This is a genomic window from Streptomyces sp. NPDC002754, assembly GCF_053592315.1.
In genome coordinates this window covers 17,960-43,826 of sequence record NZ_JBSFVM010000021.1, presented here as the reverse complement: position 1 = coordinate 43,826, position 25,867 = coordinate 17,960, and the positions used below count along the sequence as shown (strand labels likewise).

Annotated in this window: 27 protein-coding genes; 17 read left to right on the top strand and 10 right to left on the bottom strand. The window is 70.6% G+C overall.

Annotated elements, in window-relative coordinates; all coding sequences use genetic code 11:
• The first annotated feature begins 53 nt into the window (after positions 1-53).
• Positions 54-317 carry a DUF5133 domain-containing protein gene (locus tag ACWD2L_RS30065; protein WP_451192588.1) on the top strand — a complete coding sequence of 88 codons (264 nt, stop codon included), beginning with the start codon at positions 54-56 and terminating at the stop codon, positions 315-317.
• Positions 318-327: 10 nt separating this feature from the next.
• On the opposite strand, the gene ACWD2L_RS30060 is transcribed toward ACWD2L_RS30065, so the two are convergent.
• Complete coding sequence (locus ACWD2L_RS30060) at positions 328-897, bottom strand: DUF4232 domain-containing protein (RefSeq protein ID WP_451192415.1); 570 nt, start codon at positions 895-897, stop codon at positions 328-330.
• Between the two features lie 171 nt (positions 898-1,068).
• Between ACWD2L_RS30060 and ACWD2L_RS30055 the strand changes: the two genes are divergently transcribed.
• Positions 1,069-1,707 carry a TetR/AcrR family transcriptional regulator gene (locus ACWD2L_RS30055; RefSeq protein ID WP_451192413.1) on the top strand — a complete coding sequence of 213 codons (639 nt, stop codon included), beginning with the start codon at positions 1,069-1,071 and terminating at the stop codon, positions 1,705-1,707.
• A gap of 170 nt (positions 1,708-1,877) precedes the next feature.
• Positions 1,878-3,509 (top strand): MDR family MFS transporter, encoded by a 1,632-nt coding sequence (locus ACWD2L_RS30050; RefSeq protein ID WP_451192410.1) that lies wholly within the window; start codon positions 1,878-1,880, stop codon positions 3,507-3,509.
• A gap of 72 nt (positions 3,510-3,581) precedes the next feature.
• Here the strand turns inward: ACWD2L_RS30050 and ACWD2L_RS30045 are convergent, their stop codons facing one another.
• Both ACWD2L_RS30045 and ACWD2L_RS30040 read right to left on the bottom strand, forming a co-directional pair.
• Positions 3,582-4,049, bottom strand: coding sequence for a pyridoxamine 5'-phosphate oxidase family protein (locus ACWD2L_RS30045; RefSeq protein ID WP_451192407.1), 468 nt, complete (start codon positions 4,047-4,049; stop codon positions 3,582-3,584).
• A gap of 61 nt (positions 4,050-4,110) precedes the next feature.
• A complete protein-coding gene (locus tag ACWD2L_RS30040) occupies positions 4,111-4,608 on the bottom strand; it encodes a GNAT family N-acetyltransferase (protein ID WP_451192405.1) in 498 nt (165 codons plus the stop codon).
• A 97-nt stretch (positions 4,609-4,705) separates the two neighbouring features.
• Here ACWD2L_RS30040 and ACWD2L_RS30035 point away from each other — a divergent pair, with 97 nt between their 5' ends.
• Positions 4,706-5,362 carry a maleylpyruvate isomerase N-terminal domain-containing protein gene (locus ACWD2L_RS30035; protein WP_451192403.1) on the top strand — a complete coding sequence of 219 codons (657 nt, stop codon included), beginning with the start codon at positions 4,706-4,708 and terminating at the stop codon, positions 5,360-5,362.
• Positions 5,363-5,377: 15 nt separating this feature from the next.
• Here the strand turns inward: ACWD2L_RS30035 and ACWD2L_RS30030 are convergent, their stop codons facing one another.
• Entirely contained in the window at positions 5,378-6,340 is a 963-nt protein-coding gene (locus tag ACWD2L_RS30030; protein ID WP_451192400.1) for an alpha/beta hydrolase fold domain-containing protein, read from the bottom strand.
• Positions 6,341-6,456: 116 nt separating this feature from the next.
• On the opposite strand from ACWD2L_RS30030, the gene ACWD2L_RS30025 reads away from it, so the two are divergent.
• The 5 genes from ACWD2L_RS30025 (at position 6,457) to ACWD2L_RS30005 (ending at position 11,955) form a co-directional block, all read left to right on the top strand.
• Positions 6,457-7,110: a TetR/AcrR family transcriptional regulator gene (locus tag ACWD2L_RS30025; protein ID WP_451192397.1), complete on the top strand. Its 654-nt coding sequence runs from the start codon at positions 6,457-6,459 to the stop codon at positions 7,108-7,110.
• Between the two features lie 226 nt (positions 7,111-7,336).
• Positions 7,337-8,653, top strand: coding sequence for an ABC transporter substrate-binding protein (locus tag ACWD2L_RS30020; RefSeq protein ID WP_451192395.1), 1,317 nt, complete (start codon positions 7,337-7,339; stop codon positions 8,651-8,653).
• 8 nt (positions 8,654-8,661) lie between these two features.
• Positions 8,662-9,663 (top strand): carbohydrate ABC transporter permease, encoded by a 1,002-nt coding sequence (locus ACWD2L_RS30015; RefSeq protein ID WP_451192392.1) that lies wholly within the window; start codon positions 8,662-8,664, stop codon positions 9,661-9,663.
• Positions 9,656-10,537 carry a carbohydrate ABC transporter permease gene (locus ACWD2L_RS30010; protein ID WP_451192389.1) on the top strand — a complete coding sequence of 294 codons (882 nt, stop codon included), beginning with the start codon at positions 9,656-9,658 and terminating at the stop codon, positions 10,535-10,537. The genes ACWD2L_RS30015 and ACWD2L_RS30010 overlap by 8 nt, the downstream gene beginning before the upstream one ends.
• 44 nt (positions 10,538-10,581) lie before the next feature.
• Positions 10,582-11,955, top strand: coding sequence for a GH1 family beta-glucosidase (locus ACWD2L_RS30005; RefSeq protein ID WP_451192386.1), 1,374 nt, complete (start codon positions 10,582-10,584; stop codon positions 11,953-11,955).
• 164 nt (positions 11,956-12,119) lie between these two features.
• Here ACWD2L_RS30005 and ACWD2L_RS30000 read toward each other — a convergent pair whose 3' ends face one another.
• Together ACWD2L_RS30000 and ACWD2L_RS29995 are read right to left on the bottom strand one after the other, a co-directional pair.
• Entirely contained in the window at positions 12,120-12,392 is a 273-nt protein-coding gene (locus ACWD2L_RS30000; RefSeq protein ID WP_451192383.1) for a metal-sensitive transcriptional regulator, read from the bottom strand.
• Positions 12,389-12,955, bottom strand: a complete 567-nt coding sequence (locus ACWD2L_RS29995) for a rhodanese-like domain-containing protein (RefSeq protein ID WP_451192380.1) — start codon at positions 12,953-12,955, stop codon at positions 12,389-12,391. The genes ACWD2L_RS30000 and ACWD2L_RS29995 overlap by 4 nt, the downstream gene beginning before the upstream one ends.
• A 170-nt stretch (positions 12,956-13,125) precedes the next feature.
• Between ACWD2L_RS29995 and ACWD2L_RS29990 the strand changes: the two genes are divergently transcribed.
• From ACWD2L_RS29990 to ACWD2L_RS29980, 3 genes are all read left to right on the top strand, one after another.
• Positions 13,126-14,067, top strand: coding sequence for an SDR family oxidoreductase (locus ACWD2L_RS29990; protein ID WP_451192377.1), 942 nt, complete (start codon positions 13,126-13,128; stop codon positions 14,065-14,067).
• A 176-nt stretch (positions 14,068-14,243) separates the two neighbouring features.
• Positions 14,244-15,572 carry an LCP family protein gene (locus ACWD2L_RS29985; RefSeq protein WP_451192374.1) on the top strand — a complete coding sequence of 443 codons (1,329 nt, stop codon included), beginning with the start codon at positions 14,244-14,246 and terminating at the stop codon, positions 15,570-15,572.
• Positions 15,573-15,647: 75 nt separating this feature from the next.
• Positions 15,648-17,537: a hypothetical protein gene (locus tag ACWD2L_RS29980; RefSeq protein ID WP_451192371.1), complete on the top strand. Its 1,890-nt coding sequence runs from the start codon at positions 15,648-15,650 to the stop codon at positions 17,535-17,537.
• Between the two features lie 45 nt (positions 17,538-17,582).
• Here ACWD2L_RS29980 and ACWD2L_RS29975 read toward each other — a convergent pair whose 3' ends face one another.
• Positions 17,583-18,410 (bottom strand): endo alpha-1,4 polygalactosaminidase, encoded by an 828-nt coding sequence (locus ACWD2L_RS29975; RefSeq protein WP_451192368.1) that lies wholly within the window; start codon positions 18,408-18,410, stop codon positions 17,583-17,585.
• Between the two features lie 368 nt (positions 18,411-18,778).
• Here ACWD2L_RS29975 and ACWD2L_RS29970 point away from each other — a divergent pair, with 368 nt between their 5' ends.
• On the top strand, positions 18,779-19,174 hold the full coding sequence (locus ACWD2L_RS29970) for a nitroreductase/quinone reductase family protein (protein ID WP_451192365.1): 396 nt from the start codon (positions 18,779-18,781) through the stop codon (positions 19,172-19,174).
• A gap of 6 nt (positions 19,175-19,180) precedes the next feature.
• Positions 19,181-19,885 carry a ribonuclease H family protein gene (locus tag ACWD2L_RS29965; protein WP_451192362.1) on the top strand — a complete coding sequence of 235 codons (705 nt, stop codon included), beginning with the start codon at positions 19,181-19,183 and terminating at the stop codon, positions 19,883-19,885.
• Between the two features lie 69 nt (positions 19,886-19,954).
• Here ACWD2L_RS29965 and ACWD2L_RS29960 read toward each other — a convergent pair whose 3' ends face one another.
• On the bottom strand, positions 19,955-20,812 hold the full coding sequence (locus ACWD2L_RS29960) for a glycoside hydrolase family 16 protein (RefSeq protein WP_451192358.1): 858 nt from the start codon (positions 20,810-20,812) through the stop codon (positions 19,955-19,957).
• Between the two features lie 206 nt (positions 20,813-21,018).
• Here ACWD2L_RS29960 and ACWD2L_RS29955 point away from each other — a divergent pair, with 206 nt between their 5' ends.
• Positions 21,019-21,984 (top strand): D-2-hydroxyacid dehydrogenase family protein, encoded by a 966-nt coding sequence (locus ACWD2L_RS29955; RefSeq protein ID WP_451192355.1) that lies wholly within the window; start codon positions 21,019-21,021, stop codon positions 21,982-21,984.
• A 7-nt stretch (positions 21,985-21,991) separates the two neighbouring features.
• On the opposite strand, the gene ACWD2L_RS29950 is transcribed toward ACWD2L_RS29955, so the two are convergent.
• Complete coding sequence (locus ACWD2L_RS29950) at positions 21,992-22,459, bottom strand: cupin domain-containing protein (protein ID WP_451192352.1); 468 nt, start codon at positions 22,457-22,459, stop codon at positions 21,992-21,994.
• Positions 22,460-22,663: 204 nt separating this feature from the next.
• On the opposite strand from ACWD2L_RS29950, the gene ACWD2L_RS29945 reads away from it, so the two are divergent.
• A complete protein-coding gene (locus ACWD2L_RS29945) occupies positions 22,664-23,449 on the top strand; it encodes an SAM-dependent methyltransferase (protein WP_451192349.1) in 786 nt (261 codons plus the stop codon).
• 15 nt (positions 23,450-23,464) lie between these two features.
• Here ACWD2L_RS29945 and ACWD2L_RS29940 read toward each other — a convergent pair whose 3' ends face one another.
• A complete protein-coding gene (locus ACWD2L_RS29940; protein WP_451192346.1) occupies positions 23,465-24,235 on the bottom strand; it encodes an IclR family transcriptional regulator in 771 nt (256 codons plus the stop codon).
• 81 nt (positions 24,236-24,316) lie between these two features.
• Between ACWD2L_RS29940 and asnB the strand changes: the two genes are divergently transcribed.
• The gene (gene asnB / locus ACWD2L_RS29935; RefSeq protein WP_451192343.1) at positions 24,317-25,861 is read left to right on the top strand and encodes an asparagine synthase (glutamine-hydrolyzing); all 1,545 of its coding nucleotides are present in this window, start codon (positions 24,317-24,319) and stop codon (positions 25,859-25,861) included.
• The last annotated feature ends 6 nt before the right edge of the window (positions 25,862-25,867 follow it).

The window sequence follows — 25,867 nt, the reverse complement described above, 5'->3', positions numbered from 1 at the left end:
GTCAGAGGGTGGACACCGTGACAGCAGACGACGACGGAAGGGAGTGGCGGAACATGCTTCTCGCCCATCCCGCCCTGTTGACCGACCGCATTCGCGAGTACGAGATGCTCAGCGCGCTCGACGCCGACGACGGAGGGCCCGCAGCGCAGCGCCGCCTCAACGACATCGCATACAGCATCTGTGTGGCCACCGGCACGGCCGACGTGGACGCGGCGCTCGTCGCGGCCCGGCACCGGCTGCCCGGTGCGCGCGTGCAGGACGACTCGGTGCTCACCGCCCGCCGGCACAGGACGCCACGGGTGCGGCGCCACCGGTGAGAGAGGGGCGTCAGATCGCCAGTGTGCCGCGGCCCGTGGTCTGTTCCTCCAGCACCTGCTGGGCCCGCGAGGCCGACGGCTGCCACAGCGTCGTCACCGGCTCCCACACCCGCACTCCGGTCGGCGAACCGAGGGTCAGCGCCTGGAAACTGCGGCCCTGCTGATCCGGCACCGCCGCGACCGTCACGTACATGACGGCCGGTGCCTCGTCCTTGGCGTCGTCCGCGTCGGAGACCGACAAGACCGCCGCATACGCCGTGTCGTGCGCGGCCAGCGTGCGCCCGGCGTGCGGCACCGTCGGCAGCGGCAGCGCCGCCCCGTCCAGCTCCCCGTACGTGACCGTCGGGACGCGGTCGACGAGGCAGGCCTTCGAGGAGTCGTTGCGCACGCTCAGCTTCAGGATGTCGGCGTTGTCGTCCGAAGGGCCGGCCCGCACGGTCATATCGTTCTCGCCGCAGCGTGCGAGTGCGGTCGGCGCGGCGGAGGCTGCCGCACCCGCGGTGGGCACGGTGAGTGCCGTCAGAGTGAGGGCGGCCGCGACGGCCGCCGTGGCATGACGTGTGACGTGACGAGCGCGCATCGGAATTCCCCAGTCCGTGGTGGGTCCGTCGTGGTCGTTTTCCTCCGCCAAACGAATGAAATGCGGTGAATGCAGGCATACGACCCTAACGCGAATGTGTGACCCGAAGCACGTCGTCCGACGGTCGATGCAGTGCGCGCAAGGTTTGCACAGTGTGCAAGAATCACGTCCGTGACCGTCTCAGAGCCGCAGCCGACCGCCCCCGCCGAGGGGCTGCGCGCACGCAGGCGCCGCCAGACGCGCACCGAACTGCACACGGCCACCGTCCAGCTGGCCCGAGAGCACGGCTTCGCGCAGGTCACGGTCGAGATGATCAGCAAGGAGGTCGGCGTCTCGCCGCGGACCTTCTTCAACTACTTCCCCAGCAAGGAAGCCGCCCTCTTCGCCCTGCCCGGCACCGTGCCGCCCACTCTCGCGGACCGGTTCGCCGACGGGGAGGGAAGCGGGACCGACGTCGTGCTGCGCGACCTCGGCGACATTCTCGCCGACCACCTCCAGGAAGCGGCCCCCGAGCCGCAGGAACTGGAGGATTCACTGCGTATCGCGGAGGGCGTGCCCTCGGTCCTGGCCACGTTCCTCGCCCAGTGCGAGGCGGTCGAACGGGACCTCGCCGGGCTCATCGCCCGGCGCACCGGCACCCCGCCCGACGGCGCGCAGGCCGAACTGCTCGCGGGCGTCGCCATGGCGACCGTACGCAGCGGCATCAAGCGGTGGCAGCAGTCCAGCGACCATCACGACGGACCAGCCGAGCACGTACGCGAGGCCTTCGACTCGCTGCGCACGCTGCTGGGACCGGCCGCCGTGAAGTAGGCGCGCCACCCGTGTGACCACCTCCCCCTCGCGGTCACCCACAGATCTCCCCTCTCCCCGCTCCTCCCCGGATCGGCGCCACCCAAGTACCGCCTGCGCGGCAGCCGCTCTCCCGCCGCAGGGTCAGCCATGCACCACTCCACCCGCACACCACATCGGAGAACACCGTAATGACGCACGCCCCCGCTTCCGAGGGCATCGACTCCGGTCCCGACCCGGCCAAGGGGATCGAAGGGAACGTCGAGATCGAAGAGAGCACCGTCAAGCCGCACAACTTCGGCCTGATCTTCGCCGCGCTGATGCTGACCATGCTGCTCGGCGCGCTCGACCAGACCATCGTCTCGACCGCCCTGCCGACCATCGTCGGCGAGCTCAACGGCATCGAGCACATGGCCTGGATCACCACCGCGTACATCCTCGCCGCCACCATCGGCATGCCGGTCTACGGCAAGCTCGGCGACCTCATGGGCCGCAAGAACATCTTTCTCGCGGGCATAGCCCTGTTCCTGGTGGGCTCGGTGGTCTGCGGACTCGCCCAGAACATGGGCACGTTGATCGGGGGCCGCGCCCTCCAGGGCCTCGGCGGCGGTGGCCTCATGATCACCTCGCAGGCGATCATCGCCGACCTGGTGCCGCCGCGTGAGCGCGCCAAGTACATGGCTCCGATGGGTGCCGTGTTCGGTCTCTCCTCCGTCGTCGGGCCGCTGCTCGGTGGCTGGTTCACCGACGAGCACTCCTGGCGCTGGGCGTTCTGGATCAACCTGCCGCTCGGTGTCCTCGCGTTCTTCGTCGCCGTCGTCGCGATCAAGCTGCCGCGCAAGGCCGTCAGGGTCACGCTCGACTATCTCGGCACCGCGCTGATGGCCGCGGCCGTCACCTGCACGGTGCTCTTCGCGAGCTGGGGCGGCACGCAGTACGAGTGGTCCGACCCGCTGGTCATCGGCCTGGGCATCGGAGCGGTCGTCGCCTGGGTGCTGTTCTTCGTCGCCGAGAAGCGCGCCGATGAGCCGGTGATCCCGCTGCATCTGTTCCGCAGCCCGATCTTCAACGTCGCCACTCTGCTCGGCATGATCGTCATCGGGCTCGGCATGTTCGCGATCGTCGGCTACATGCCCACCTACCTGCAGATGGTCTACGGCAAGTCGGCCACGGAGTCGGGACTGCTGCTCATCCCGATGGTCGTCGGCATCATGGGCACCGCCCTGCCGTCCGGCGCGATCATGTCCAAGACCGGCAAGTACAAGGTCTATCCGATCGCCGGTACCGCGATCATCATGCTCACCACGTACCTGATGTCGACGCTCGACGTCTCCGACCCGGTCTGGCTGGTGTGCGTGTATGTCGGTCTCGCGGGCGCGGGCGTCGGCCTGATGATGCAGACCCTCGTGCTGGCCGTGCAGAACGACTTCCCGGGCTCGGAGGTCGGCACGGCCACCTCCGCGAACAACTTCTTCCGGGAGATCGGCGCGACGCTCGGCACCGCCGTCGTCGGCGCCGTGTTCGCCAGCCGCCTCACCGACCAGCTCGCCTCGCGCATCCCCGCAGAGGCCGCCGCCAAGGTCGGTGACAGTGACTCGCTGACCCCGGCGCTGGTCCGTGCCCTGCCGGCCGATCTGCGGGACACGGTCGTCAACTCCTACCAGGAAGCGCTCGTTCCGATCTTCCTGTACCTGCTGCCCGTCTTCGCGGTCGGCCTGGTCCTCGCCTTCGTCCTGAAGGAGAAGCCGCTCGCCGACAGCGCCGACTGGCACGCGGAGAACACGGGTCCCGCGGCGGACAAGGAGCCGGAGCCGGTCGGCTGACCTCCGCCCCCTGTCCCGTACGACACGTGCCCCCGCCGCGCTTGAAGAGAGCGCGGCGGGGGCACGGTCACGTCAGCCGGCGTCCAGCCACAGCCCGTCCCGCATCAGGTCACGGCCCGCCAGCTCGTTCGCCTCCCGCCAGGCCTGGATGCGTACGGGATGGATACGGAAGTACACGTACGGTCCGTCGGCAGCACGCGGATCGAACCCGGAACCCGCCGCGAACGCGTCCGCGAACTCGTCGGACACCTCGTCGGCGGACAGCGGCTCGCAGCGCCCGGCGATGTGCACCACGTCCCGCGTCGGCCCGATGCCGAGGTGCACCTCGCCGCTCGCCACGAGGTTGCGCGCCACCGGATTGGTGGCCCGTGTCGACACGTACACACATTCATCCCGCCACAGGAACGACAGCGGCATCATGTACGGCGCCCCACCCTGGGGCCCGGCCGTCGCGACCCAGACGTCGACCTCCCGCTCCAGGCGGTCGAGGGTGTCCTGCTTACGCTGCTTCGCCGAACGGGCGGGCGGGGCCTGCGACATGCGAATCTCCTTCACGGCCAACGTGGGGTGACACTCTGACACGCCATGACACGCAGCGCGATCAGTCCTCGGGTGGCGCCGAGTAGCACCTTACGGTCACCAACTCGTCAGGCCCCCAGACCTGTTGGCCGTCCCCGAGGAACGTCCATCCGAGCCGTTCGTACAGCGCGATCGCGGCGGAGTCGGTGGTGACGACGTCGAGCACGGCCAGGGCGCCGTGCCGACGGGCCTCACGCGCGGCCAGGCCCAGGAGCGCCGCCCCGAGCCGGTGGCCGCGCGCGGACGGCGCCACGAACAGCCGCCCCGCGACGGCGACGGGCGTGCCCGCGGGGACGAGGGTGGGTGCCACGTCGCCCGGGGCGGGCCGGGCCAGCAGGACGTGCCCGACGACCCGCCCGTCGTGGCAGCCCACCCATGCGCCCACGGTGTCATCACCGCTCACCCAACCCGCGGGGTCCTGCGGCCAGTTGGTCGGATAGCCGTCCGCGTGATGCACCGCCCGCAGGGCTTCGACGCAGGCGGCCAGATCGTTGCTCCGCCGCGCCCTGACACCGATCACACCGCACACCCGCCTCGCCACTGGTCCCGTCGAGGGCATCGAACCACACACGCCGAATGCGCTTGTCCGCCGTCCCTGCCCCGATTAGCGTGCCGCCGTGAATCACTTCTCGCGCTCTTGGAGCGCTCTGCGCGCGGCGGTCGCCGGCCTTCCCGAGGAGGCGTTCGAGCAGCCCTCCGGCTGCACCGGCTGGCTGGTGCGCGACCTCGTGTGCCATCTCGTCATCGACGCGCAGGACGTCCTGATCACCCTGGTCACCCCCGCGTCGACCGAACCGACCGTCGACGCGGTCACGTACTGGCAGGTGGACGACGAGCCGCCGACCGGCGACGACCCCCTCGACGCGCTGACCGTCCGGCTCGCCGCCGCCTACCAGGACCCGGCGCTGCTGACGTTCCACCTCGACGACGTCGGGTCCGCGGCGGGGCGCGCGGCCGGGCTCGCCGATCCGGACGCCGTCGTGAGCACCCAGGGACAGGTCCTCACGGTGGCCGACTATCTCACGGCGTACGTCCTGGAGTGGACCCTGCACCACCTCGATCTGGTTGCCCACCTTCCGGGCGTGCAGGGGCCGCCGGCGGAAGGGCTGGCCGGTTCGCGGGTGCTCATGGAGCGGATCGCGGGAGCCGCGTTTCCCGCGTCGTGGGCAGACGCCGATGTGCTGCTCGTCGCAACCGGACGGCGACCGGCGACAGCGGGGGAGCGGGCCGAACTCGGCTTGCTGGCAGGGAAGTTGCCTTTCGTTATCGGCTGATCCCTAGGGCCCGGTTCACCCGGCGAGGGAGACGCGGAGGAAGTCGAGGATCTCCGTGCGCGCCGCCGCGGCCTGCTCGACCATGCCGGGCAGGGTGAGGAACGCGTGCGGCGCGTCCGGGTACGCGGTGAGCCGCACGGGCGTCCCGGCGGCCCGCAGCCCCTCGGCGTAGCGACGGCCGTGATCGGCGAGCGGATCCGCGGTCGGCACCACGACGAGCGCCGGCGCAAGACCGCCCAGATCCTCGGCGTGCAGCGGCGAGAGCGCGCGCGGATCGGTGCCCGGCGGCACGGCGAGGCGTTGGAACAGCCGCAGTTGGGGCAGGGCGAGCGTCGGTGTGTGGGTGTGTCGCGCGACCGAGGCGTGGTCGAGCATGGATCCGGTGAGGTCGACGGCGGGGTTCACCAGCACCTGGGCCCGCAGGCGCAGCCCGGTGTCCCTGGCGCGCAGGGCGGTCAGTGCGCTGATCAGCGCCCCGCAGCTCTCGCCGAACACGACCGTGCGCTCCAGATCGGCGCCCCAACGCTCGGCCTGCGCACGTATGTGCCGGAGGGCGTCCCAGGCATCGTCGGCGGCGTCGGCCAGAGTGGTCCCCGGGGCGAGAAGCCGGTGTTCGACCGATACGACGAGTGCGGGCAGGTGAACGGCCAGATGGCTGTTGGCCCAGTCGCACTGGACCGCCGTCCCCGCGAAACCGCCGCCGTGCACGTGGAGCACCAGGGGCAGTGGGGTCCGGGTGTCGTGGTGGCCATCGTGTGCGGTCTTGGGTCGGTAGACGCGGACCGGGAGACGCCGGTCGGGCAGCGGGAGTTCGTGCCAGGTGATCTCGGCGTCGGGGTCGGTTTCCCCGAGGATCGTCCGGGCTTCGGCCGACGCCCGGAACCGGTTCTCCGCCTCGCGGTACGCGAGCAGTTCCTCGGTGGTGATCGTCTGCCAGTCCGGCTCGGGCGGCCTGGCCACGGCAGTGGTATCGCTCATGTCACTCATGTCTCCTTGCGGCCTTCCTTGAGGGGCAATCTCGACGCCCTCAGTATGCACGCGGTGCGTGCAACAGCAAGTGCATGAGCTATGCTGAGTTCGACGGAAGGGGCGAAATGGCAGGCAGAAGGCGCTGGTCGACCGAGGAAATCCTGGACGCGGCGGCGCGGCTGCTGAGTTCGGGGGACGCCGAGACGTTCAGCGTGCGCAAGCTCGCCGCTGCGCTCGGCACGGACTCGTCGAGCCTCTACCGGCATTTCCGCAACAAGACCGAACTGCTGCGCGCGGTGTCCGACCGCGTCCTGCTGTCCGCCATGGACGGCTACCGCCCCGAGGGTGACTGGAAGCAGCGCATCACCGCCGTGGCCCTGCGGCTGCGCGAGGCCTTCGCCCCGCAGCCCCAACTCGCCGCGACCTGGGGGCGATACGCATCCGGTGGCACCGGATCCCGCCTCGTGATGGAGGAGTTGCTGCAGGCCCTGCGCGCCTCAGGCCTGCCCGACGAGGAGATTCCGGCCCGCTACCACCGGATCGTGATCCTGGTCTCCGCGCTGCTCGCGGCCGAGGGTGGAGTCGGCAGCATCACGCTCGAGGAGTACGAGCAGGGCATGGAGCAGTTCCGGGTCGCGGTGCTCGGCGCCGATCCCGAACGGTACCCGGCGCTCGCCCACTTCGCCCGCGAGGTCCGCCCGCTCGGTGCGGACCGCGGTGCCGCGTTCGAGGAGATCCTCGCCGCCCATCTCGCGCAGATCGAGGCCGCGATCTCCTGACCCGGCGTCGCGCATCCCGCACCCGCCCCCAGCGGTGTCACGCGCGGCCCAATACGGCTCCTGTGTCCGGGACTTGAACACGACCGGGGCCCTGCGCACCCGATCCATGTCGAAGCTCTTGACGCGTCCACCCGGTCCCGCTTAACTCACGTCCTAAATTAAGGGTTGAGCGTGTTCAGGTCCTGAACGCGTCGGACCATCCTCCGGACAAGGGACGCCTGGAGCCATGAGCAGAATCCAAGCCGCCTGTGCCTGTGCCGTCACCCTCTCGCTCGCCTTCGCCGCGACCGCCTGCGGCGGCGGCTCGCCGACCGGTGGCGGATCCGGCGACTCACCGAAGACCCTCACGTACTGGGCCTCGAACCAGGGCGCCAGCGTCGAGGTCGACAAGAAGGTCCTCCAGCCGGAACTCGACAAGTTCGAGAAGAAGACCGGCATCAAGGTGAAGCTGGAGGTCGTTCCCTGGTCCAGCCTCCTCGACCGGATCCTCACCGCGACCACCTCCGGCCAGGGCCCGGACGTCCTCAACATCGGCAACACCTGGAGCGCGTCGCTGCAGGCGAGCGGGGCCCTGCTGCCGTGGGACGCCAAGAACTTCGCCAAGATCGGTGGTAAGGACCGGTTCGTCGCCTCGGCCCTCGGGTCCGCGGGTGTGCAGGGCAAGGACCCGGCCGCGGTGCCGCTGTACTCGATGGCGTACGCGCTCTACTACAACAAGAAGATGTTCAAGGACGCCGGGGTGGCCGAGCCCCCGGCGACGTGGGACGAGGTCGTGGCCGCCGGGAAGAAGATCTCCAAGGGCGACAAGTGGGGCCTGGCGGCCGAGGGTTCGAACCCCTCGGAGAACATCCACCACGTCTTCGTCCTCGCCAAGCAGCACGGCGCCGACTGGTTCACCGCCGACGGCAAGCCCGACTTCACCTCGGCCGGAGCTGTCGCCGCCGTGAAGCAGTACGTCGACCTGATGGCCAAGGACAAGATCATCGCTCCGGGCAACGCGGAGTACGCGCAGAACCAGTCCCTGAGCGACTTCTCCAAGGACAAGACGGCGATGGTGCTGTGGCAGACCGCCTCCGCCACCTTCAAGACGCAGGGCATGAAGGAGGACGAGTGGGGTGTGGTGCCCGCGCCCGTCCAGTCCGGTGCGCCGGGCCAGGGCCGCAACACCAATTCCATGGTCGCGGGCATCAACATGGCCGTCTTCAAGGACACCGACAACCTCGACGGCGCCACCAAGTTCGTGAAGTTCATGACCAGCGACCCCGAGCAGAAGCTCCTCAACAAGGCCTACGGGTCCATCCCACCGGTCAAGTCCGCGCAGAACGACCCCGCGTTCAACGTCCCGGCCGTCGCCACCCTCAAGGAGACCATCGCCACGAGCGCGGCGCCGCTGCCCCAGGTCGCCGACGAGTCCCAGTTCGAGACCGCCGTCGGCACGGCCGTCAAGGAACTCTTCGCGGATGCCGCCGCCGGCCGGTCCGTCACCACCGCCACCGTCAAGGCCAAGCTCGCCAAGGCCCAGCAGCAGATGCCGAGCAAGTGAGCCTGCGGATGACGACGACCACGACCGCCGAGCGGCCCACCAAGACGGCCGCCGGCGCCAAGCCCCCCGGGGCGGCGGGCAGTCAGGGCCGCCGCCCCGGGCGGCTCCGCCGCATCGGCCTGCCCTACCTCCTGCTCCTGCCCGCCCTGGTGCTCGAACTCCTCGTCCACCTCGTGCCCATGGCCATGGGCATCCTGATGAGCTTCAAGCAGCTCACCCGCCTCTTCCTGCGCGACTGGACCACCGCCCCCTGGAGCGGCCTCGACAACTTCAAGGTCGCCGTCGACTTCGACGGCGCCATCGGCCAGTCGCTCCTCAAGTCCTTCGTCACCACCTGCTTGTTCACCGTCGCCTCGGTCGCCCTGTGCTGGGCGATCGGCACGGCGGCGGCCGTCTTCATGCAGGACACGTTCAAGGGGCGCGGCCTCCTGCGCGCCCTGTTCCTCGTCCCGTACGCGCTGCCCGTGTACGCCGCCGTCATCACCTGGGTGTTCCTGTTCCAGCACGACAACGGCTTGGTGAACCACGTGTTGCACGATCAGCTCGGCATCACCGACAAACCGTCGTTCTGGCTCATCGGCGACAACAGCTTCTTCGCGCTGCTCACCGTCTCCGTGTGGAAGGGCTGGCCGTTCGCGTTCCTCATCGTGATGGCCGGACTGCAGAACATCCCCAAGGACCTGTACGAGGCCGCCGCCCTCGACGGCGCCGGCCTGTGGCAGCAGCTGCGCCGCATCACCCTGCCCTCGCTGCGCCCCGTCAACCAGGTCCTCGTCCTCGTCCTGTTCCTGTGGACGTTCAACGACTTCAACACGCCGTACGTGATGTTCGGCAAGGCGGCGCCCGAGGCCGCGGACCTGATCTCGGTCCACATCTACCAAGCGTCCTTCGTCACTTGGGACTTCGGCACCGGCTCCGCGATGTCCGTCCTGTTGCTGCTGTTCCTGCTCGTCGTGACGGGCGTGTACCTCGTGCTCACGTCCAGGGGGAGGAAGACCGCCGATGTCTGACACACAGATACCGCGGACGGGGTTCAGGTCGCCGACGGCGCCGCCGCGCTCCTTCCTCTGGGCCCGCCGGATCGTCCTCACCCTGCTCACCGGCTTCGTCCTGCTGCCCGTCTACGTGATGGTGTCCAGCTCGCTCAAGCCGCTCCAGGACGTGCAGGGCGCGTTCCGCTGGATCCCCAGTAGCCTCACCGTCCGCCCCTACATCGACATCTGGTCGACGGTCCCGCTGGCCCGCTACTTCATGAACTCCCTTGTCGTGGCGGGCACGGCGACCGTCTGCTCGGTGATCGTCGCGGTCTTCGCCGCGTACGCCGTCAGCCGCTACCGCTTCCGCGGCAAGCGCGTCTTCACCGTGACGGTGCTGTCGACGCAGATGTTCCCCGGCATCCTCTTCCTGCTTCCGCTGTTCCTGATCTACGTCAACATCGGCAACGCCACCGGCATCGCCCTGTTCGGCTCGCGCGGCGGGCTGATCCTCACGTACATGACGTTCACGCTGCCGTTCTCGATCTGGATGCTCATCGGGTACTTCGAGTCGGTGCCGCGCGACCTCGACGAGGCGGCCCTGGTCGACGGCTGCGGGCCACTCGGCGCCCTCTTCCGGATCATCGTGCCCGCCGCCATTCCCGGCATCGTGGCCGTCGCCGTCTACGCGTTCATGACCGCGTGGGGCGAGGTCCTCTTCGCCTCCGTCATGACCAACGACACCACCCGCACGCTCTCCGTCGGCCTCGGCGCCTACGCCAACCTCAACGACGTGTACTGGAACCAGATCATGGCCGCATCGCTCGTCGTGAGCGTGCCCGTCGTGGCCGGCTTCCTGCTGCTCCAGCGCTACCTCGTGACCGGACTGACCGCGGGCGCGGTCAAGTGACCACTCAAGTGACCACTCAAGTGGCTGCGACTGAAAGGAACTTCGTGTCCGACCCTCACTCCGCTCTTGATGTCTCCGACTTCCCGCACGACTTTCTGTGGGGCACGGCGACATCGGCGTACCAGATCGAAGGCGCCGTCACCGAGGACGGCCGGGCGCCCTCCATCTGGGACACCTTCGCGCACACACCAGGGAGGACCGACGGCGGTGACCACGGTGACATCGCCTGCGACCACTACCACCGGTGGCGCGAGGACATCGGTCTGATGCGACAACTCGGCACCAACGCCTACCGGTTGTCCGTCGCCTGGCCGCGCGTCGTGCCCGGTGGGTCGGGTCCCGCGAATCCCAAGGGGCTGGCCTTCTATGACGAGTTGATCGACACGCTGCTCGCCGCGGGCATCACGCCATCGGTCACGCTGTACCACTGGGACCTGCCACAGGCGCTCCAGGACCGCGGCGGCTGGCCGGTGCGGGAGACGGCCGAGCACTTCGCCGCGTACGCGGCCGTGGTCGCGGAGAGGCTCGGTGACCGGGTGAAGCACTGGACTCCGCTGAACGAACCCTTGTGCTCGGCGTGGATCGGCCACCTGGAGGGCCGGATGGCTCCAGGACTCACGGACCTGACCGCTGCCGTCCGCGCCTCCTATCACCTGCTCCTCGGTCACGGCCTCGCCACGCAGGCGATCCGCGCCGCCGTGCCGTCCGCGGAGGTCGGCGTCGTCAACAACCTCGCCCACGTCGAACCCGCCACCGACCGCTCAGAGGACGTCGCCGCGGCCCGCCGCATGGACGGCCACGCCAACCGCTGGTGGCTCGATCCGGTGCACGGCCGCGGCTTCCCGGCGGACATGCTGGAGGTCTACGGAGTTCAACTCCCGGAACAGGCAGGCGACGTGCGGGTCATGGCCGAACCTCTCGACTGGCTCGGCCTGAACTACTACTTCTCCTCGGCCATCGCCGACGACCCTTCGGGCCCGGCCCCGTACGCCGCGTCCGTGCCCCGCCCCGGCCTCCCGCGCACCGGCATGGACTGGGAGATCGACGCCGGCGGCATCGAGGCCCTGCTGCTCCGCCTCACCCACGAGTACGGCGCCCGCAAGCTGTACGTCACCGAGAACGGCTCCGCGTACCCCGACGTCGTACGTCCCGACGGCACGGTCGACGACCCCGAACGGGAGGCGTACCTGGTGCAGCACCTCGCGGCCTGCGCCCGTGCGGCCCGCCAAGGCGCCCCGCTCGCCGGGTACTTCGCCTGGTCACTGCTCGACAACTTCGAGTGGGCGTACGGCTACGACAAGAGGTTCGGCCTCGTCCACGTCGACTACGCGACGCAGCGGCGCACCATCAAGGGCAGCGGCCACCGCTACGCGGACCTCGTACGCCGCCACGGCGCACTGGCGCGCAGGGCCGCCTGAGGGGCATCGGTTCAGCAGTCCCGGCTGGAAGCGGCCTCGCTGGGACGTGCCTCGTGACAGGCGGTGTCGGGGCCGGGCACCAGCCACGCCTCCTGCGCGAACGCGGCCAGATCAGAAGAGGCGCGCCGCACTCCAACAGAAGTGCGGCGCGCCCGACGCCACCGTCACGCCAGCGACAGGAACAGCTTCTCCAGCTCGTCCTCGCTGAGCGGCGGCTGTTCGCCGTCCGTGGCGTTTATGCAGTCCCGCATGCCGGAGGCGATGATCTTGAAGCCGGCCCGGTCCAACGCCCGCGAAACGGCGGCCAGTTGAGTGACCACGTCCTTGCAGTCGCGGCCCGCCTCGATCATCGCGATGACACCGGCCAACTGCCCCTGCGCACGGCGCAGCCGCTTCAGGACGGCATCCATCGCCTCCGGATTGCCCGTGCCGCTCATGAACGTAGCGCCGCGCGGGCGGTGTCGAGCGCGCCCGGCGCGGGCCGGTTGAACGGGAGCTTGCCGAGCATTGCCGCCATGCCGCACGTGTTGCTCACGCCGGAGTAGACGAGACCGGAGGCGATGCCCGCGGCGAGCAGCCGGCCCTTCGGGGCGCGGCGGCCGAGCGCGAGGCCGAGCAGGACCAGCGAACCGGCGGTGAACCGGACCTGGCGGTCCATCGCCCAGACGGCACGGTCGGGGCGGGCCGCGGTGTCGACCGGCAGCCCCTCGGCGGTCCAGGCCTGCGTGCCACCGTCGAGCCCGACGGCGTCGACGCCCGCCTCCGCGAGCTTCGCGCAGGCGGCGGCGGAGCGCTGCCCGGCCGCGCACACCACGACGATCCGGCGGCGACCGGCCGCGTCACGCAGGTCGGGCAGCAGCTCGTCGATGAGCTCCGCGGGTACGTTGAGGGCGCCGGGCACGTGCCCCGACGCGTACTCGGCGGGCGCGCGCACATCGAGGACGAGGGTGTCGGCGGCGGCCCTGCCGTGCAGCTCGGCGGGGGCGAGGGGGGTGGTCATGTCTCTCCTGACTCTCTGGTATACCCCCGAGGGTATCAGCGCGTACCCCGTAGGTGTGTGGCTTGATCGTCCGCGCAAAGTCCCACCGAAAGCAGGACAAGGGTTGTCGGGATTCCGGGACATGCTCGTGAGGCAACCCGAGACACCTGGAAGCAACGGGAGACGACCTCATGCCTGACAGCGCCCACCCGGCGACGGACGAACATCCCCTGCGCGGCAAGGTCGCCCTGGTCGCGGGAGCCACCCGCGGTGCGGGCCGCGGCATCGCCGTGGAACTCGGCGCGGCCGGCGCGACGGTCTACGTCACCGGCCGCAGCACCCGCGCCCGCCGCTCCGAGTACGACCGTCCCGAGACCGTCGAGGACACCGCGGACCTGGTCACCGCCGCGGGCGGCCAGGGAATCGCCGTCCCCACCGACCACCTCGAACAGGACCAGGTACGCGCGCTCGTCGAGCGCATCGACGGCGAACAGGACCGCCTCGACATTCTCGTCAACGACATCTGGGGCGGCGAGAACCTCTTCGAGTGGGACAAGCCCGTCTGGGAACACAACCTCGGCGACGGGCTCAGGCTGCACCGCCTCGCCGTCGAGACGCACGCCATCACCAGTCACTTCGCGCTGCCGCTGCTGCTGCGCCGGCCGGGTGGACTGGTCGTCGAGATGACGGACGGCACCGCCGAGTACAACGGCGCCAACTACCGCAACTCCTTCTTCTACGACCTGGCGAAGAGCTCGGTCCTGCGCATGGCCTTCTCCCTCGGACACGAACTCGGACCACGGGGCGCCACGGCCCTGGCCCTCACCCCCGGCTGGATGCGCTCGGAGATCATGCTCAGCCACTTCGGCGCCACGGAGGAGAACTGGCGCGACGCGGTGCGGACGGAACCACACTTCGCCATCTCCGAGACCCCCCGCTACACCGGCCGCGCCGTCGCCGCACTCGCCGCCGACCCGGACGTCTCCCGGTTCAACGGGACATCACAGTCCAGCGGCGGCCTCGCCAAGATCTACGGCTTCACCGACCTCGACGGCAGCAGTCCCGACGCCTGGCGCTACCTCGTCGAGGTACAGGACACGGGTAAGCCGGCCGACGTCACGGGGTATCGCTGACGGCTGTGAGGGGAAACCCTCGAGTCCGACATCGTTGTGGCGATTGGTCCCGACGGAGGAGGTCGTCATGCGTGCATGACGGTGAAACAGGCGTGGCGAGGTGGAACGAGTGGGGTAATTCGGGGTAAAGGGGTCAGGTCGCATTCGCTCCGACGTCCGCTCGACGGAGGTACTCCATGGCCCATCCGCACCGTCTCCGCCGCCGCCACGCGGTGGCCTCGGCCGCCCTGCTGATCACCACGCTCGCGGGGGCCGGGCCGGCCGTGGGTGGATCCGCGCCCGCCGCCGGTCAGAGCGTGGGCAAGGGCAGGGGGACGAATCTGCTCGTCGCGGGGCTCGACCGCCGCAGCGGGATGTCCCGCGAGGAGATTCAGCGGCTGCATGTCGGCGGGCAGCAGTGCGGCTGCACCGACGTGCTGATGGTGGTGCACATCGCCGCCGACGGCCGCCGCCTCAGCGTCGTCTCCCTGCCCCGCGACTCCTTCGTCCGCTTCGCCCGGCACGACCACCCGGCGCACAGCGGAAAGATCAATGGGGCGTACGCACACGGGGGCCGGGACCTGACCGTGCGTACCGTCGAGCGCGCTACCGGCCTCCATATCGACCACTACATGGAGGCCGACTTCCGCGGGTTCGTCGCCGCCGTCGATGAATTGGGCGGCGCCGAGGTGTGCAGTGACACCCCGCTCCGGGACGAGAACTCGGGGCTCGAGCTCGCCGCGGGGATCCACGACATCGACGGGACACACGCCCTGCGCTACGTCCGCGCCCGGCACCTCAACCCGCCCGGCGACCTCGGCCGTGTCCGCCGTCAACAGAAGCTGCTGCTCGGCATGTTGGCGAAGATGTCCGACGCGAAGGTCTTCAAGGACCCGATGGCGACCGCCCGTACGGCCCGCGCGCTGATGTCACACGTACGCACCGACGGCCACACGAACGCGCGGACGTTGATGTCCCTGGCGTGGAAGCTGCGCGACCTCACGCCGCGGCAGACGGAGTTCGCCACCGTACCCATCTCGAACTTCGACTACCGGGACCCCACGTGGGGCTCTTCGCTGCTGTGGGACGACAAGCGGGCGAAGCGGATGTTCGGGGCGCTGCGTGCGGACCGGCCGCTGACGTCCACGCGGAAGTCCGGCGGTCCGGTCCCGGTCGGCATGCCGCCCAAGGAGACCAAGGTGAAGGTCGACGACCCGCGCATCGCCGACGGGTTGCGCGAGAGCGGCTTCAACGTGACCGAGGTGCCCGCCCCGAGCAGCCGCCCGAGCGGACCCACCGTCGTGACGTACGATCCCGAACGCGCCCGCTTCGCGCCCTCCCTGGCGGCCGCGCTGCCCGGGGCGAAGCTGCGGTCCGTGGCCGGATTCGGTCCCGTCTTCCGCGTCGCCGTCGGCGGTGGTGATCGCGGTGTGACGCAAGTGACGTACGACCGCAGCATGGTGGAGGGGGCACCGGTTACCGGAGACCGGCTGCGCTGCGGGCACCCTTCGGGCAAAAAGGGCTGAAAACCGACTGCTGCGGGGTCACTTGGGGTTCCGTGACGGGAGCGCGACGCTCTGTGTTGCGGTTACGGTTCTGCTGTGGTGATCAACGCGCAAGGCAACAACGAGGCACAATCCACCGAGCCGGGAACGGCGCTGCTGCTGGCGGCTGCCCCCGCCGGCAAGGTGGGCCTCATCGACGCGGTCTCCGTGCTGCCCACGCTCGCGGCGGTCCCGCCGAGCGTGCTCACTGGCACGGCGGCGGCGTCCGTCGTCGAACTCGCGGACCCGCTCGACCCGCAGGCCGTCCTCACCCGGCTTCGTACGGCGGCCGCGCAGCCGGGCCCGCTCCACCTGTACGTGGCGGGTCAGCTTCACCTCGACCACCGTCAGGGCCTGCTGCACCTGGCTCTCGCCCGCACCACCCCGTCCACGCTGCGTTACACGGGGCTGCCCTGGCACTGGCTCACCGGCGAACTCACCCTGCGCCGTCCACACACCACGACCGTCGTGCTCGACCTCGTCGCCGACGCGGAGGCCTGGAAGCAGGTCGGCGTCGGCGGCCTCGGTCTCGGCCACGGCACCAGCGTCTTCGGCCGGGTCCTGCCGCCCCCGCCGCGCCGCACCACCCTCACGCCCACGTACCTCCGCGCCTACGCGGACATCTGGCGCACGGGCGCCCGCCCCACCCCGTCCGACCTCCACGAGACGGCGGCGGCGCACGCGGGCCCCGCGGATGCGCTCTTCGTGGCGCTGGGGTCGGGTCACGTGGTCGCGCACCCGTCCAGCGGTGGCCGGCCCGCCCACGCGCCGACGACGGCGAGCGCCCACGCGACCGTCGCCCCGGTGGAGCCCGCCACTGAGCTGGACCCCACGGAGACGCCTGCCGCTGCGGCTCCGCCTTCGGGAACGGTTCCGGCGCCGACGTCCGCTGCGGCCCCGGAAACGGTGCCGATCCCGGCTTCGGGTCCGGAACCGGTCCGGGCGCCGGCTCCTGTAGCAGTGCCGACTCAGAGCCCGGTCGCCGCACCGGAGCCCACTTCGAGCGCAGGCCCGACCTCGGTGCCGGCCGGGCCTGCGGGGTCGGTGGTGCCTCCGGTATCAGCCGTGAACGGTGCCTCCGGCTCGTCGCACGACCCGGCGCCTGCTCCGGGGGCGGCACCCGACCACGGGCCGATGCCGGACGTGACTTCGGCGTCCGCACCGGTGGAGGCCCCCGCCGAGAGGGCGGTCGCGCTTCTGCCCTCAGTTCCTACGTCAGCCGTGGCCGCCGCCTCGGGTTCGCTGCCGGCTCCGGACCCCGCCCCAAATCCGACCCCCGCCAAGGATCCGGCTCCGGGCCCCGCTCACAGTCCGGCCCCCGTGCCCGGACCGGCCGTGGAGCTGGCCAAGGCTTCGGCGCCGCCCCCGGCAGCCGCTCCCGGCGGCACATCGCCCGCCACCGCAACGCCCGCCCCCACGCCGCCCGGCCCGGAGATCGCGCCGGCACCCGCCGCTCCGCCGATGCCCACCGTCGCTCCCGCGGCTGCCGCTCCCGCTCCCACGGCGCCCGCCGCCCCCGACCCCCACGCCCTGCTGCTCGCCGCCGTGCAGGCGGGGCGGCACGGGGAGGCCGCGTCGATCGCTGCCGCGTGGGAGGGGGAGGCGTTGCGGGTGCATGGGATGCGGTCCTCGGAGGTGGTGCACTGGATGGAGGTGCGCGCCGATCTCGCGCGGCTTGCCGAGGAGCCGGGGCGCAGCTGCGAGTTGTGGATCGCCGTGGCACACGCCCGGATCGCGCGCGGCGAATCGCCCTCCGACGAGGACGTGGAGGCGGCCGTCGACCGCGCCCACCACCAGTTCGAGCAGGTCCGCGACCTGGACCGGGCCCGCGGCCACGCCACCGGCCTGACCGCCCTGCGGGAACAGGTACCGGGTCGGCGCCCCGGCGCCCTCGAAGCGATCAGGCGCCGCCTCGACACGCTGAACGACCCGACCCGGAAAGCCTGAGACGCGCTGAACGACCCGACCCGGAAGGCCAAACCCCACCGCCGCTCAACAGGCCCGCCGCACATACCCCTTCGTGCCCGCGGGCCGCACATCCATGTCGCGCAGCACGATCGACAGCCGGTCGCCCCACGCCCGGCACGCCCGCTCGAAGTCGGCCTCGCGGTACTCCACGGCGAAGACCCGGTCGTCGTACGCCGACGCGTACCCCCGGCACTCGTCGTAGGCCTGGCACTCCTCCGTCACCGCGAAGTCGAACCCGATGCCGCGGCGCTTCGGCAGGAGTTCCGCGGTGTTCTTCTGGCCGACCGCGAGCCCGGCCCCGTGCGCCCGGTCCGCGATGAGCCGGGCGAACGCGACCGCGTCGGCGGGGGTGAGCAGCCCGTCGGAGCGCTCGTAGGAGTCGAGGTTGTCCGGTTCGACGGCCTGGAACCCGTCGTCGGCGCAGCCTTCGATCCAGCCGCCCACGAGGTCCGCCAGCCGCGCCCGCTTCGACTTCGTGGAGATGTCGAACAGCGGCTCGTGCCAGTCCTCGTCGACCACCAACTCCCTCTCGGCGTCCCGGAGCAGCAGGTCGTCATGGTGGGTCCGCCACCACTTCAGCGCGTCGGGCTGAGCCTGGAAGGCGTTGACGTAGCAGACGTTGTAGAGCCCGCGGGCGGGCGCGTCCCCGCGGTCCCGCGAGACGGCCCGTACCCCCGCCGACGGCTTGTACGCGCCGCCGATCTGGTAGTCGAACTGCGCGTCCGGCGTTGGCTGTTGAACGCGCGGGGAGAGCCCCTCGGAGTCCTGCGACGAGCAGGCGGACAACGCGAACGCGGCGGTCAGGGCGAGGCACAAGGCCGACAGTCGTCGGGAAGCCGGGCGGAAGATCATCGTCGCAGCCTAGAACGAGAGACCCGGACACCCCTCATGGCGGTGGCCTGATCGCCCGTACGTCCTTCAGGCCGACCGCCGAACCGTCACTGAGGGGCACCAGTCGTGACACACCTCACGCCCCGTCCCGGTGCCGCCGGGAACAACCCCGTCACCCAGTCCGTTGACCAAGACGTGGACACGGATGGAACAGTGTCCCCGGGCCCAACCCATCGCCCGCAGGGAAGATCGTTCGCCTGAAGCCCTGCGGAGCCCCCCGCCGAGAGGCGACCGCCATCCGTGTCCCGTTCAAAGCCGCCCCGGCCGTGGTCCCCCGTCACGGCCGGGGCTTTCTCTTTCGCCGCCGGGTCGCGGTCTAGAGTGCGGCCATGACGCGCTTCCACGAGACCAAGCACCGGCTCGTCACCACCTTCCAGCGCCACATCGCCAACCCCGTCACCCGGCGCCTGCCGACCCAGGTCCTCCTCGAGACGACCGGGCGCACGTCGGGGCTCGCGCGCCGCACCCCGGTCGGCGGGCGGCGCGTCGGCGAGGCCTTCTGGCTCGTCTCGGAGTTCGGGTTCAAGTCCCAGTACGTACGCAATATCCAGGCCGATCCCCGGGTCCGCGTCCGGCTGCGCGGCCACTGGTACCGCGGCACCGCGCACCTGCTGCCCGAGGACGACGCCCGCGCCCGCCTCGGCACCCTGCCGCGCCTCAACAGCGCCGCGGTCCGCGGCTTCGGCGTCGACCTGTTGACCGTACGCGTCGATCTCCATGACTGACCTGGCATGATCGGGGGCATGGCAGAACGTTTGATCGCCGCGTGTGACGGCGCGTCCAAAGGAAATCCCGGACCCGCGGCTTGGGCCTGGGTCGTCGCCGACGGTGACGAGAAGCCCGTGCAGTGGGAGGCCGGCGCGCTCGGCACCGCGACGAACAACGTCGCCGAACTCACCGCCCTGGAACGGCTGTTGAGTACGGTCGCCGCGGATGTGCCGCTCGAGGTGCGGATGGACTCGCAGTACGCGATGAAGGCGGTCACCACGTGGCTGCCAGGCTGGAAGCGCAAGGGCTGGAAGACGGCGGCGGGCAAGCCCGTCGCCAATCAGGAGCTGGTGCAGCGGATCGACGCGCTGCTCGACGGCCGTGCGGTCGAGTTCAAGTACGTGCCCGCGCACCAGGTCGACGGCGACCCGCTGAACGACTTCGCGGACCGCGCCGCCAGCCAGGCCGCCGTCGCCCAACAGGACGCGGGCAGCGCGCTCGGCTCTCCCGAGCCGCCGCCGTCCAGCCCCTCCTCGGCGAAGCCTCCGCGGGCGAAGTCGGCCCCCGCGAAGCGCGGCTCCTCCGGTGCCTCGTCCGGCTCTTCCTCGCGCACCCTCAAGGCGAAGTTCCCCGGCCGCTGCCGCTGCGGCCGCTCGTACGCCCAGGGGGAGGACATCGCGAAGAACCCCGACGGCTGGGGCCACCCGGAGTGCCGCACGTCGGCCTGACCGATACCGACACAGAGGGGCCCGGCGTGCCATGCGGCATGCCGGGCCCCTCTCCGTGCTTCTACGCACTCACGTGCTCACCCGCACGTAGTCCACCACCAGCTGCTGCGGGAACTGCGTGCCGGCGTCCGGGTCGCCCGGCCAGTCCCCGCCCACGGCGAGGTTGAGGATCAGGAAGAAGGGCTTCTCGAACACCCACTGGTTGCCGCCGACATCGGCGGGCGTGCGGGTCTGGTACACCGTGCCGTCCACCGACCAGGTGATCTTGTTGGGCGTCCAGTCCACCGCGAACGTGTGGAAGGCGTCCGCGAAGGCCTGGCCGTCGGGCAGCGTATTGGCCGCGCCGATCCCGCCGGAACCGGAGTAGCCGGGGCCGTGGATGGTGCCGTGGACCGTCGACGGTTCCTTGCCTACGTTCTCCATGATGTCGATCTCGCCGGAGTTGGGCCAGCCGACCGAGCCGATGTCACTGCCCAGCATCCAGAACGCGGGCCAAATGCCCTGCCCGCGAGGGATCTTCATCCGGGCCTCGACGTGGCCGTGCGTCGTCTCGAACTTCCCCGACGTGTTGAGGCGCGCCGAGGTGTACTGACATGTGCCGTACCAGCACTGGTAGTTGGAGGGGTTCTCCTTGCGGGCGGTGATGACCAGGTTGCCCTGGCCGTCGAGTGCGGCGTTGTTGTTGCCCGCCGTGTACCACTGCCGTTCGTGGTTGTTGACGTTGTCGCCGGTCTCGGTCACCCACTTCGAACCGTCGACCGCCGAGCCCGCGGGCCCGTTGAAGTCGTCGGAGAAAGTGACCGCCGTGGTGTGTGCGTCGTCGGTGCCGGCGGCGTTCGCGCTGGGGACGAACGCCGCGGCGACGCACAGCAGTGCCGCGGCACCCAGTGGGAGTCTGCGGCTCAGTGGGCGGAGGGGACTGCGCATGGGGGATCACATCACTTCGGGTAGGGGGTCGTGCCGTCCCGCGGCACGCCAGAAAGTGAAGGCAAGAAGGCTGCGCTTGATGTGCTCTGTTCAAGAGTTGATTTAAGGGGTGAGGCCAAGGGGCGTCAAGGGACTGAACGAAAGTCCGTACCAACGCTCACGGCTAGGGTGTTCGGACGATCTTCGATTCTGGAGCGATGGTGAGCATGCTGAGGTGCGCTGTACTCGACGACTACCAGGGCGTCGCCCGCGAACTGGCCGACTGGGACCGGCTGTCGGACCGTGTCGACGTCACCTACCTGAATCGGTATGTCGACACGCGGAACTCGCACGACGAGCTCGTCGCGTTGCTCGGTGAGTGCGAGGTCGTCGTCGTGATGCGCGAACGCACCCCGTTTCCCGCCGAGTTGATCGCGCGCCTGCCGAAATTGCGGCTCCTGGTCACGTCGGGCATGCGCAACGCGTCCATCGACCTCGACGCCGCCGCCACGCACGGCGTCACGGTCTGCGGCACCGCCAGCAACCCCGAACCGCCCGTCGAGCTCACCTGGGCCCTGATCCTGGGCCTCGCCCGCGGCGTCCTCACCGAGGGCGGCAACCTGCGCGACGGCGGCCCCTGGCAGTCCACGCTCGGCGCCGACCTGCACGGACGTCGGCTCGGGCTGCTCGGGCTCGGCAAGATCGGCGCCCGGGTCGCGCGCGTCGGCGCCGCCTTCGGCATGGACGTCACGGCGTGGAGCCGGAACCTCACCGCCGAGCGGGCCGCCGAAGCCGGTGCCACCCTCGCCGCCTCGAAGGGGGAACTCCTCGACACCAGCGACTTCGTCTCCGTCCACCTCGTCCTGGGCGACCGCACCCGCGGACTGCTCGGCGCCGACGAACTGCGCCGGATGCGCCGCACCGCCTATCTGGTCAACACCTCGCGCGCCGCGATCGTCGACCAGGAGGCGCTGCTTCGGGCGCTGCGCGAGGGCTGGATCGCCGGCGCGGGCAGCGACGTCTTCGACACCGAGCCGCTCCCGGCCGACCACCCCTTGCGCACCGCCCCGAACTTCCTGGGCCTGCCCCACCTCGGCTACGTCACGCGCCGCAACTACGAGGGCTTCTTCCAGGGCGCCGTCGAGGACATCGAGGCGTATCTGGCGGGGAGCCCGGTGCGCACGCTCGGCTGACGTCGGCTCATCCGCCGCGCACGAACTCCCGCAGCTCGTCCGCGAGTTGCGGGAACTCCTCCAGGACGGCGTGGGTCGCGAACTCGTGGTCCGTGTAGTCGAAGCCCGGCGTAACGACCTCCGCCACCAGGCCGTGGCGGGCGTCGTCGAGCAGGTGTGAGGCCTTCCAGTGGCCGCCGGGCAGCAGGAGGAAACGCTCGTCGTCAGGGCCGAGGACGGTGCGGTGGAGGGCGCCGTCAGGAGTGACGGTCACGTACTCCAGGGGGCCACCGTCGATCAGGAAGTGCAGGATGTCGCTGCGGTTGCGGTGCAGCAGACCGCTGGGCTGCCGCTCGTCGAGCAGGTAGTAGATGGATGTCGCCGAAGGGCGGGGGCCGTACGGCGTCGACAGCTCGTGCGGACTCGTGTAGACGCGGCGGAAGTGGCCGCCCTCACCGTGCGGCTCAAGATCGAGCTCGGACTGCCAGTCGCGCACGGTGGCTCCTCGGGGTTGACCATGGTTGGGTGATCAAGAGTAGGCGGGAACGCGGGGGCGCGGGAGACCCGCGAGTACCGTGCGCTGTCGCCCGCGCACCCGCCGTGACCTGCAACTCCGTGGTGAATGGCGGGAGTTGGCATGACAGACTGCGGGCAGGTCACACACATCGCCCCGACCGCCCAGCGACGTTGGAGAGTTTTCATGACGGCACCTGCTCCCCGGCCCCGTATCGACACCAGCCAGGCGCACCCCGCGCGGGTCTACGACTGGCTGCTCGGCGGGAAGGACAACTACCCCGTCGATGAGGCCGTCGGCGAGCAGCTGCCCGCCGAGGCGCGGGACGCTGCGCGGCAGAACCGGGAGTTCATGCACCGGGCCGCCGCCTGGCTCGCCGGGCAGGGTGTCGACCAGTACCTGGACATCGGCACCGGCATCCCGACCGCGCCGAACCTGCACCAGATCGTGCAGCGCATCGTCCCGACGGCCAAGGTCGTCTACACCGACAACGACCCCATCGTGCTGCGGCACGCGCAGGCGCTGCTCGTCAGCAGCCCCGAAGGTGCCACCGACTACATCGAGGGCGACGTCCGCGAACCGGAGGCCATCCTCGAACACGCCCGTACCGTCCTGGACTTCGACCGGCCGATCGCCCTGTCGCTGATCGCGCTGATGCACTTCATCCCGGACGACGAGGAGGCGTACGGCATCGTCTCCAGGCTGGTGTCCGAGCTCCCGGCCGGCAGTCACCTGGTGCTGTCCAACGCCTCCAGCGACCTCTTCCCCGAGCTGGTCGAGAAGGTCGTGGCCCAGTACTCCAAGGCGGGGATCCAGCTGGGCTTCCGTACCCGCGAAGGGGTGGCGCGCTTCTTCAAGGGGCTCGACCTCGTGGAGCCGGGTCTGGTGACCGCCACCGAGTGGTTCCGCGATGAGGCCGCCCCCGAGCCCGAGCCGAGCGGCATCTACTCGGGCGTCGCCCGGATCTCCTGACCTGATCTCCTTAATTCACGCAGACGGCGGCGCGCCATTGAGCCGGGCCGACAGTCGGTGCGCCGCCGCGACCACCGCCTCCGCCACCTGCGGCAGCGCGTCCGGCGGCAGCCGGAACACGGGCGCCGACACATTGACGGCCGCCACCACATCGCCCCGGTGGTCGTGCACCGGGACGGCGACCGCGGTCAGGCCCGGCTCCATCTCCTCCGCCGCCACCGCGAAGCCCCGCGCCCGCTCCACCCGCAGCCGCTCCAGGACGGCCGGTACGGTCCGTGGCGCCACGTCCGTGCCCGGCAGTGGCGCCCCGTTCTCGGTCGTCAGGAGCGCCGCCACCTGGTCGTCGGGCAGCCCGAACAGCAGGGCGCGGCCCGCGGACGTGCAGTTCAGGGGCGAGGTGCGGCCGATCCACTCGTGGGCCTGAAGCCCGCGTGACGTGCGCTCGGTGAGCACTGTCACCACGCCGTGCCCGGACAGCACCGTCAGATACGCCGGCTCGCCGACGCGGTGCACCAGATCCCGCAGTACCGGCGGTGCCTCCCCGTAAAGCCGCTCCTCACCCGCCGACGAGGCGAGCGCCAGCAGCTGCCAGCCGACGCGGTAGCGCAGCGTGCGCGGATCCCGCTCCAGGAACCCCTCCTGCGCCAGGACCTTCAGGGTCCGTGACACCTGCGTCTTCTCCCGGCCCACCGCCTGGGCCACTTCCTGTACGCCCATCGGGCCCTGCGCGAGAGCGCGCAACACGTCCAGCGCGCGGTGCACGCTGCTCAGGTTCTCCGCTGCCATGAGGCAACACTGCCACAGTGGCGTGCGTATAGAGCAACTCTCATTGTTGCATTCGCACGCGCCGCCCTATGGTCGATCCACATGTGCGGAATCGCAGCCATACACAGCCATCACGGAAGTATCGACACCGAGTGCGCCGACGGGGCGGCGGAGGGAATGCTCGACCGGCTCGCCCACCGCGGACCCGACGACAGTGGGACGCGAACGGTCGGCGGTCACACCTGGCTCGGCCACCGCCGCCTCTCCATCGTCGACCTCGACGGCGGACACCAGCCCCTCGGCGGCACCAACGGCGACGACGACTGGTCCCTCGTGTGCAACGGCGAGATCTACAACCACGGCACACTGCGCGAGGAACTGCCCGCCGAGGCCTTCGGCTCCTCCTCCGACTCCGCGGCGGCGCTCGCCGTCCTGCGCACGGACGGGCCCGCGGGCCTGCGCCGTCTCCGCGGCATGTGGGCGCTGTGCGCGGCCACCCCGGGTGGCCGGTTCTTCGCCGCCCGCGACGCCATCGGCGTCAAGCCGCTGTACTGGGCGCGCACGGACACCGCCGTGCACTTCGCCTCCGAACTGCGCGCGTTCCACCCCGACGTACAGCCGAACGCCGAGATCTTCCCGCCCGGACACTGGTGGACGCCCGAGGACGGTCTTCGCCGGTTCGCGGAGCCGGTTCCCGACGTGACGACCGGCTCTTGGGGCGACGTGCCCGAGCAGGTCGTCGAAAAGGCCACGTTCGAGGCCGTCTCCGACTCCATCCGCCGACACCTGATGGCGGACGTCGAGGTCGGTGTGTTCCTCTCCGGCGGGCTCGACTCCAGCCTCGTCGCCGCGGTCGCCGCCGAGGAGTACGGCCGTCAGGGCCGCCGTCTCAAGACCTTCGCCGTCGGCACGGAGGACTCCCCGGACCTGCTCGCCGCGCGGGACGCCGCCGCGTTCCTGGGCACCGAGCACCACGAGGCGGTGCTCGACGCCGAGGCCGCGGCGCGGGTGCTCGACGAGGTGGTCGGGTGCGTGGAGTCCTTCGACGCCAGCCTCATCCGCAGCGCCGTCCCGAACTGGTTCCTGTCCGAACTCGCCTCCCGGCACGTCAAGGCGGTCCTCACCGGCGAGGGCGCCGACGAACTCTTCGCCGGATACGGCTACTACCACGAGCGGCACGCCGCCCCCGACGAGCTGGACGCCGAACTGCGCCGCACCATAGGCGCGTTGCACGGCCTCAACCTCCAGCGCTGCGACCGCGTCACCATGGCCCACGGCCTGGAGGCACGCGTCCCGTTCCTCGACCGGGACGTCATCGCGCACGCCATGTCACTTCCCGCGCCCGTCAAGGCACTTGAGTCCGACGGTATGGAGAAGGGTCACCTGCGCCGTGCCTTCTCGGGCTGGCTCCCCGAGCACCTCCTGTGGCGCCGCAAGGAGCAGTTCGGCACGGGCAGCGGCGCGGAGAGTGTGCTGAGCCCGCTGTGGGACAGCCGCATCACGGACGGCGAGTTCGAGGCGGCGACTGCTGAGGACGGGGCACCCGAACTGCGCAGCAAGGAGGAGCTCGGCTACTACCGTACGTTCCGCGTCGCGCTGCCCGGCGTACGCCCGGAGGCGGTCCTCACGCGGTTCGCGACGGCGTAGTCGCCC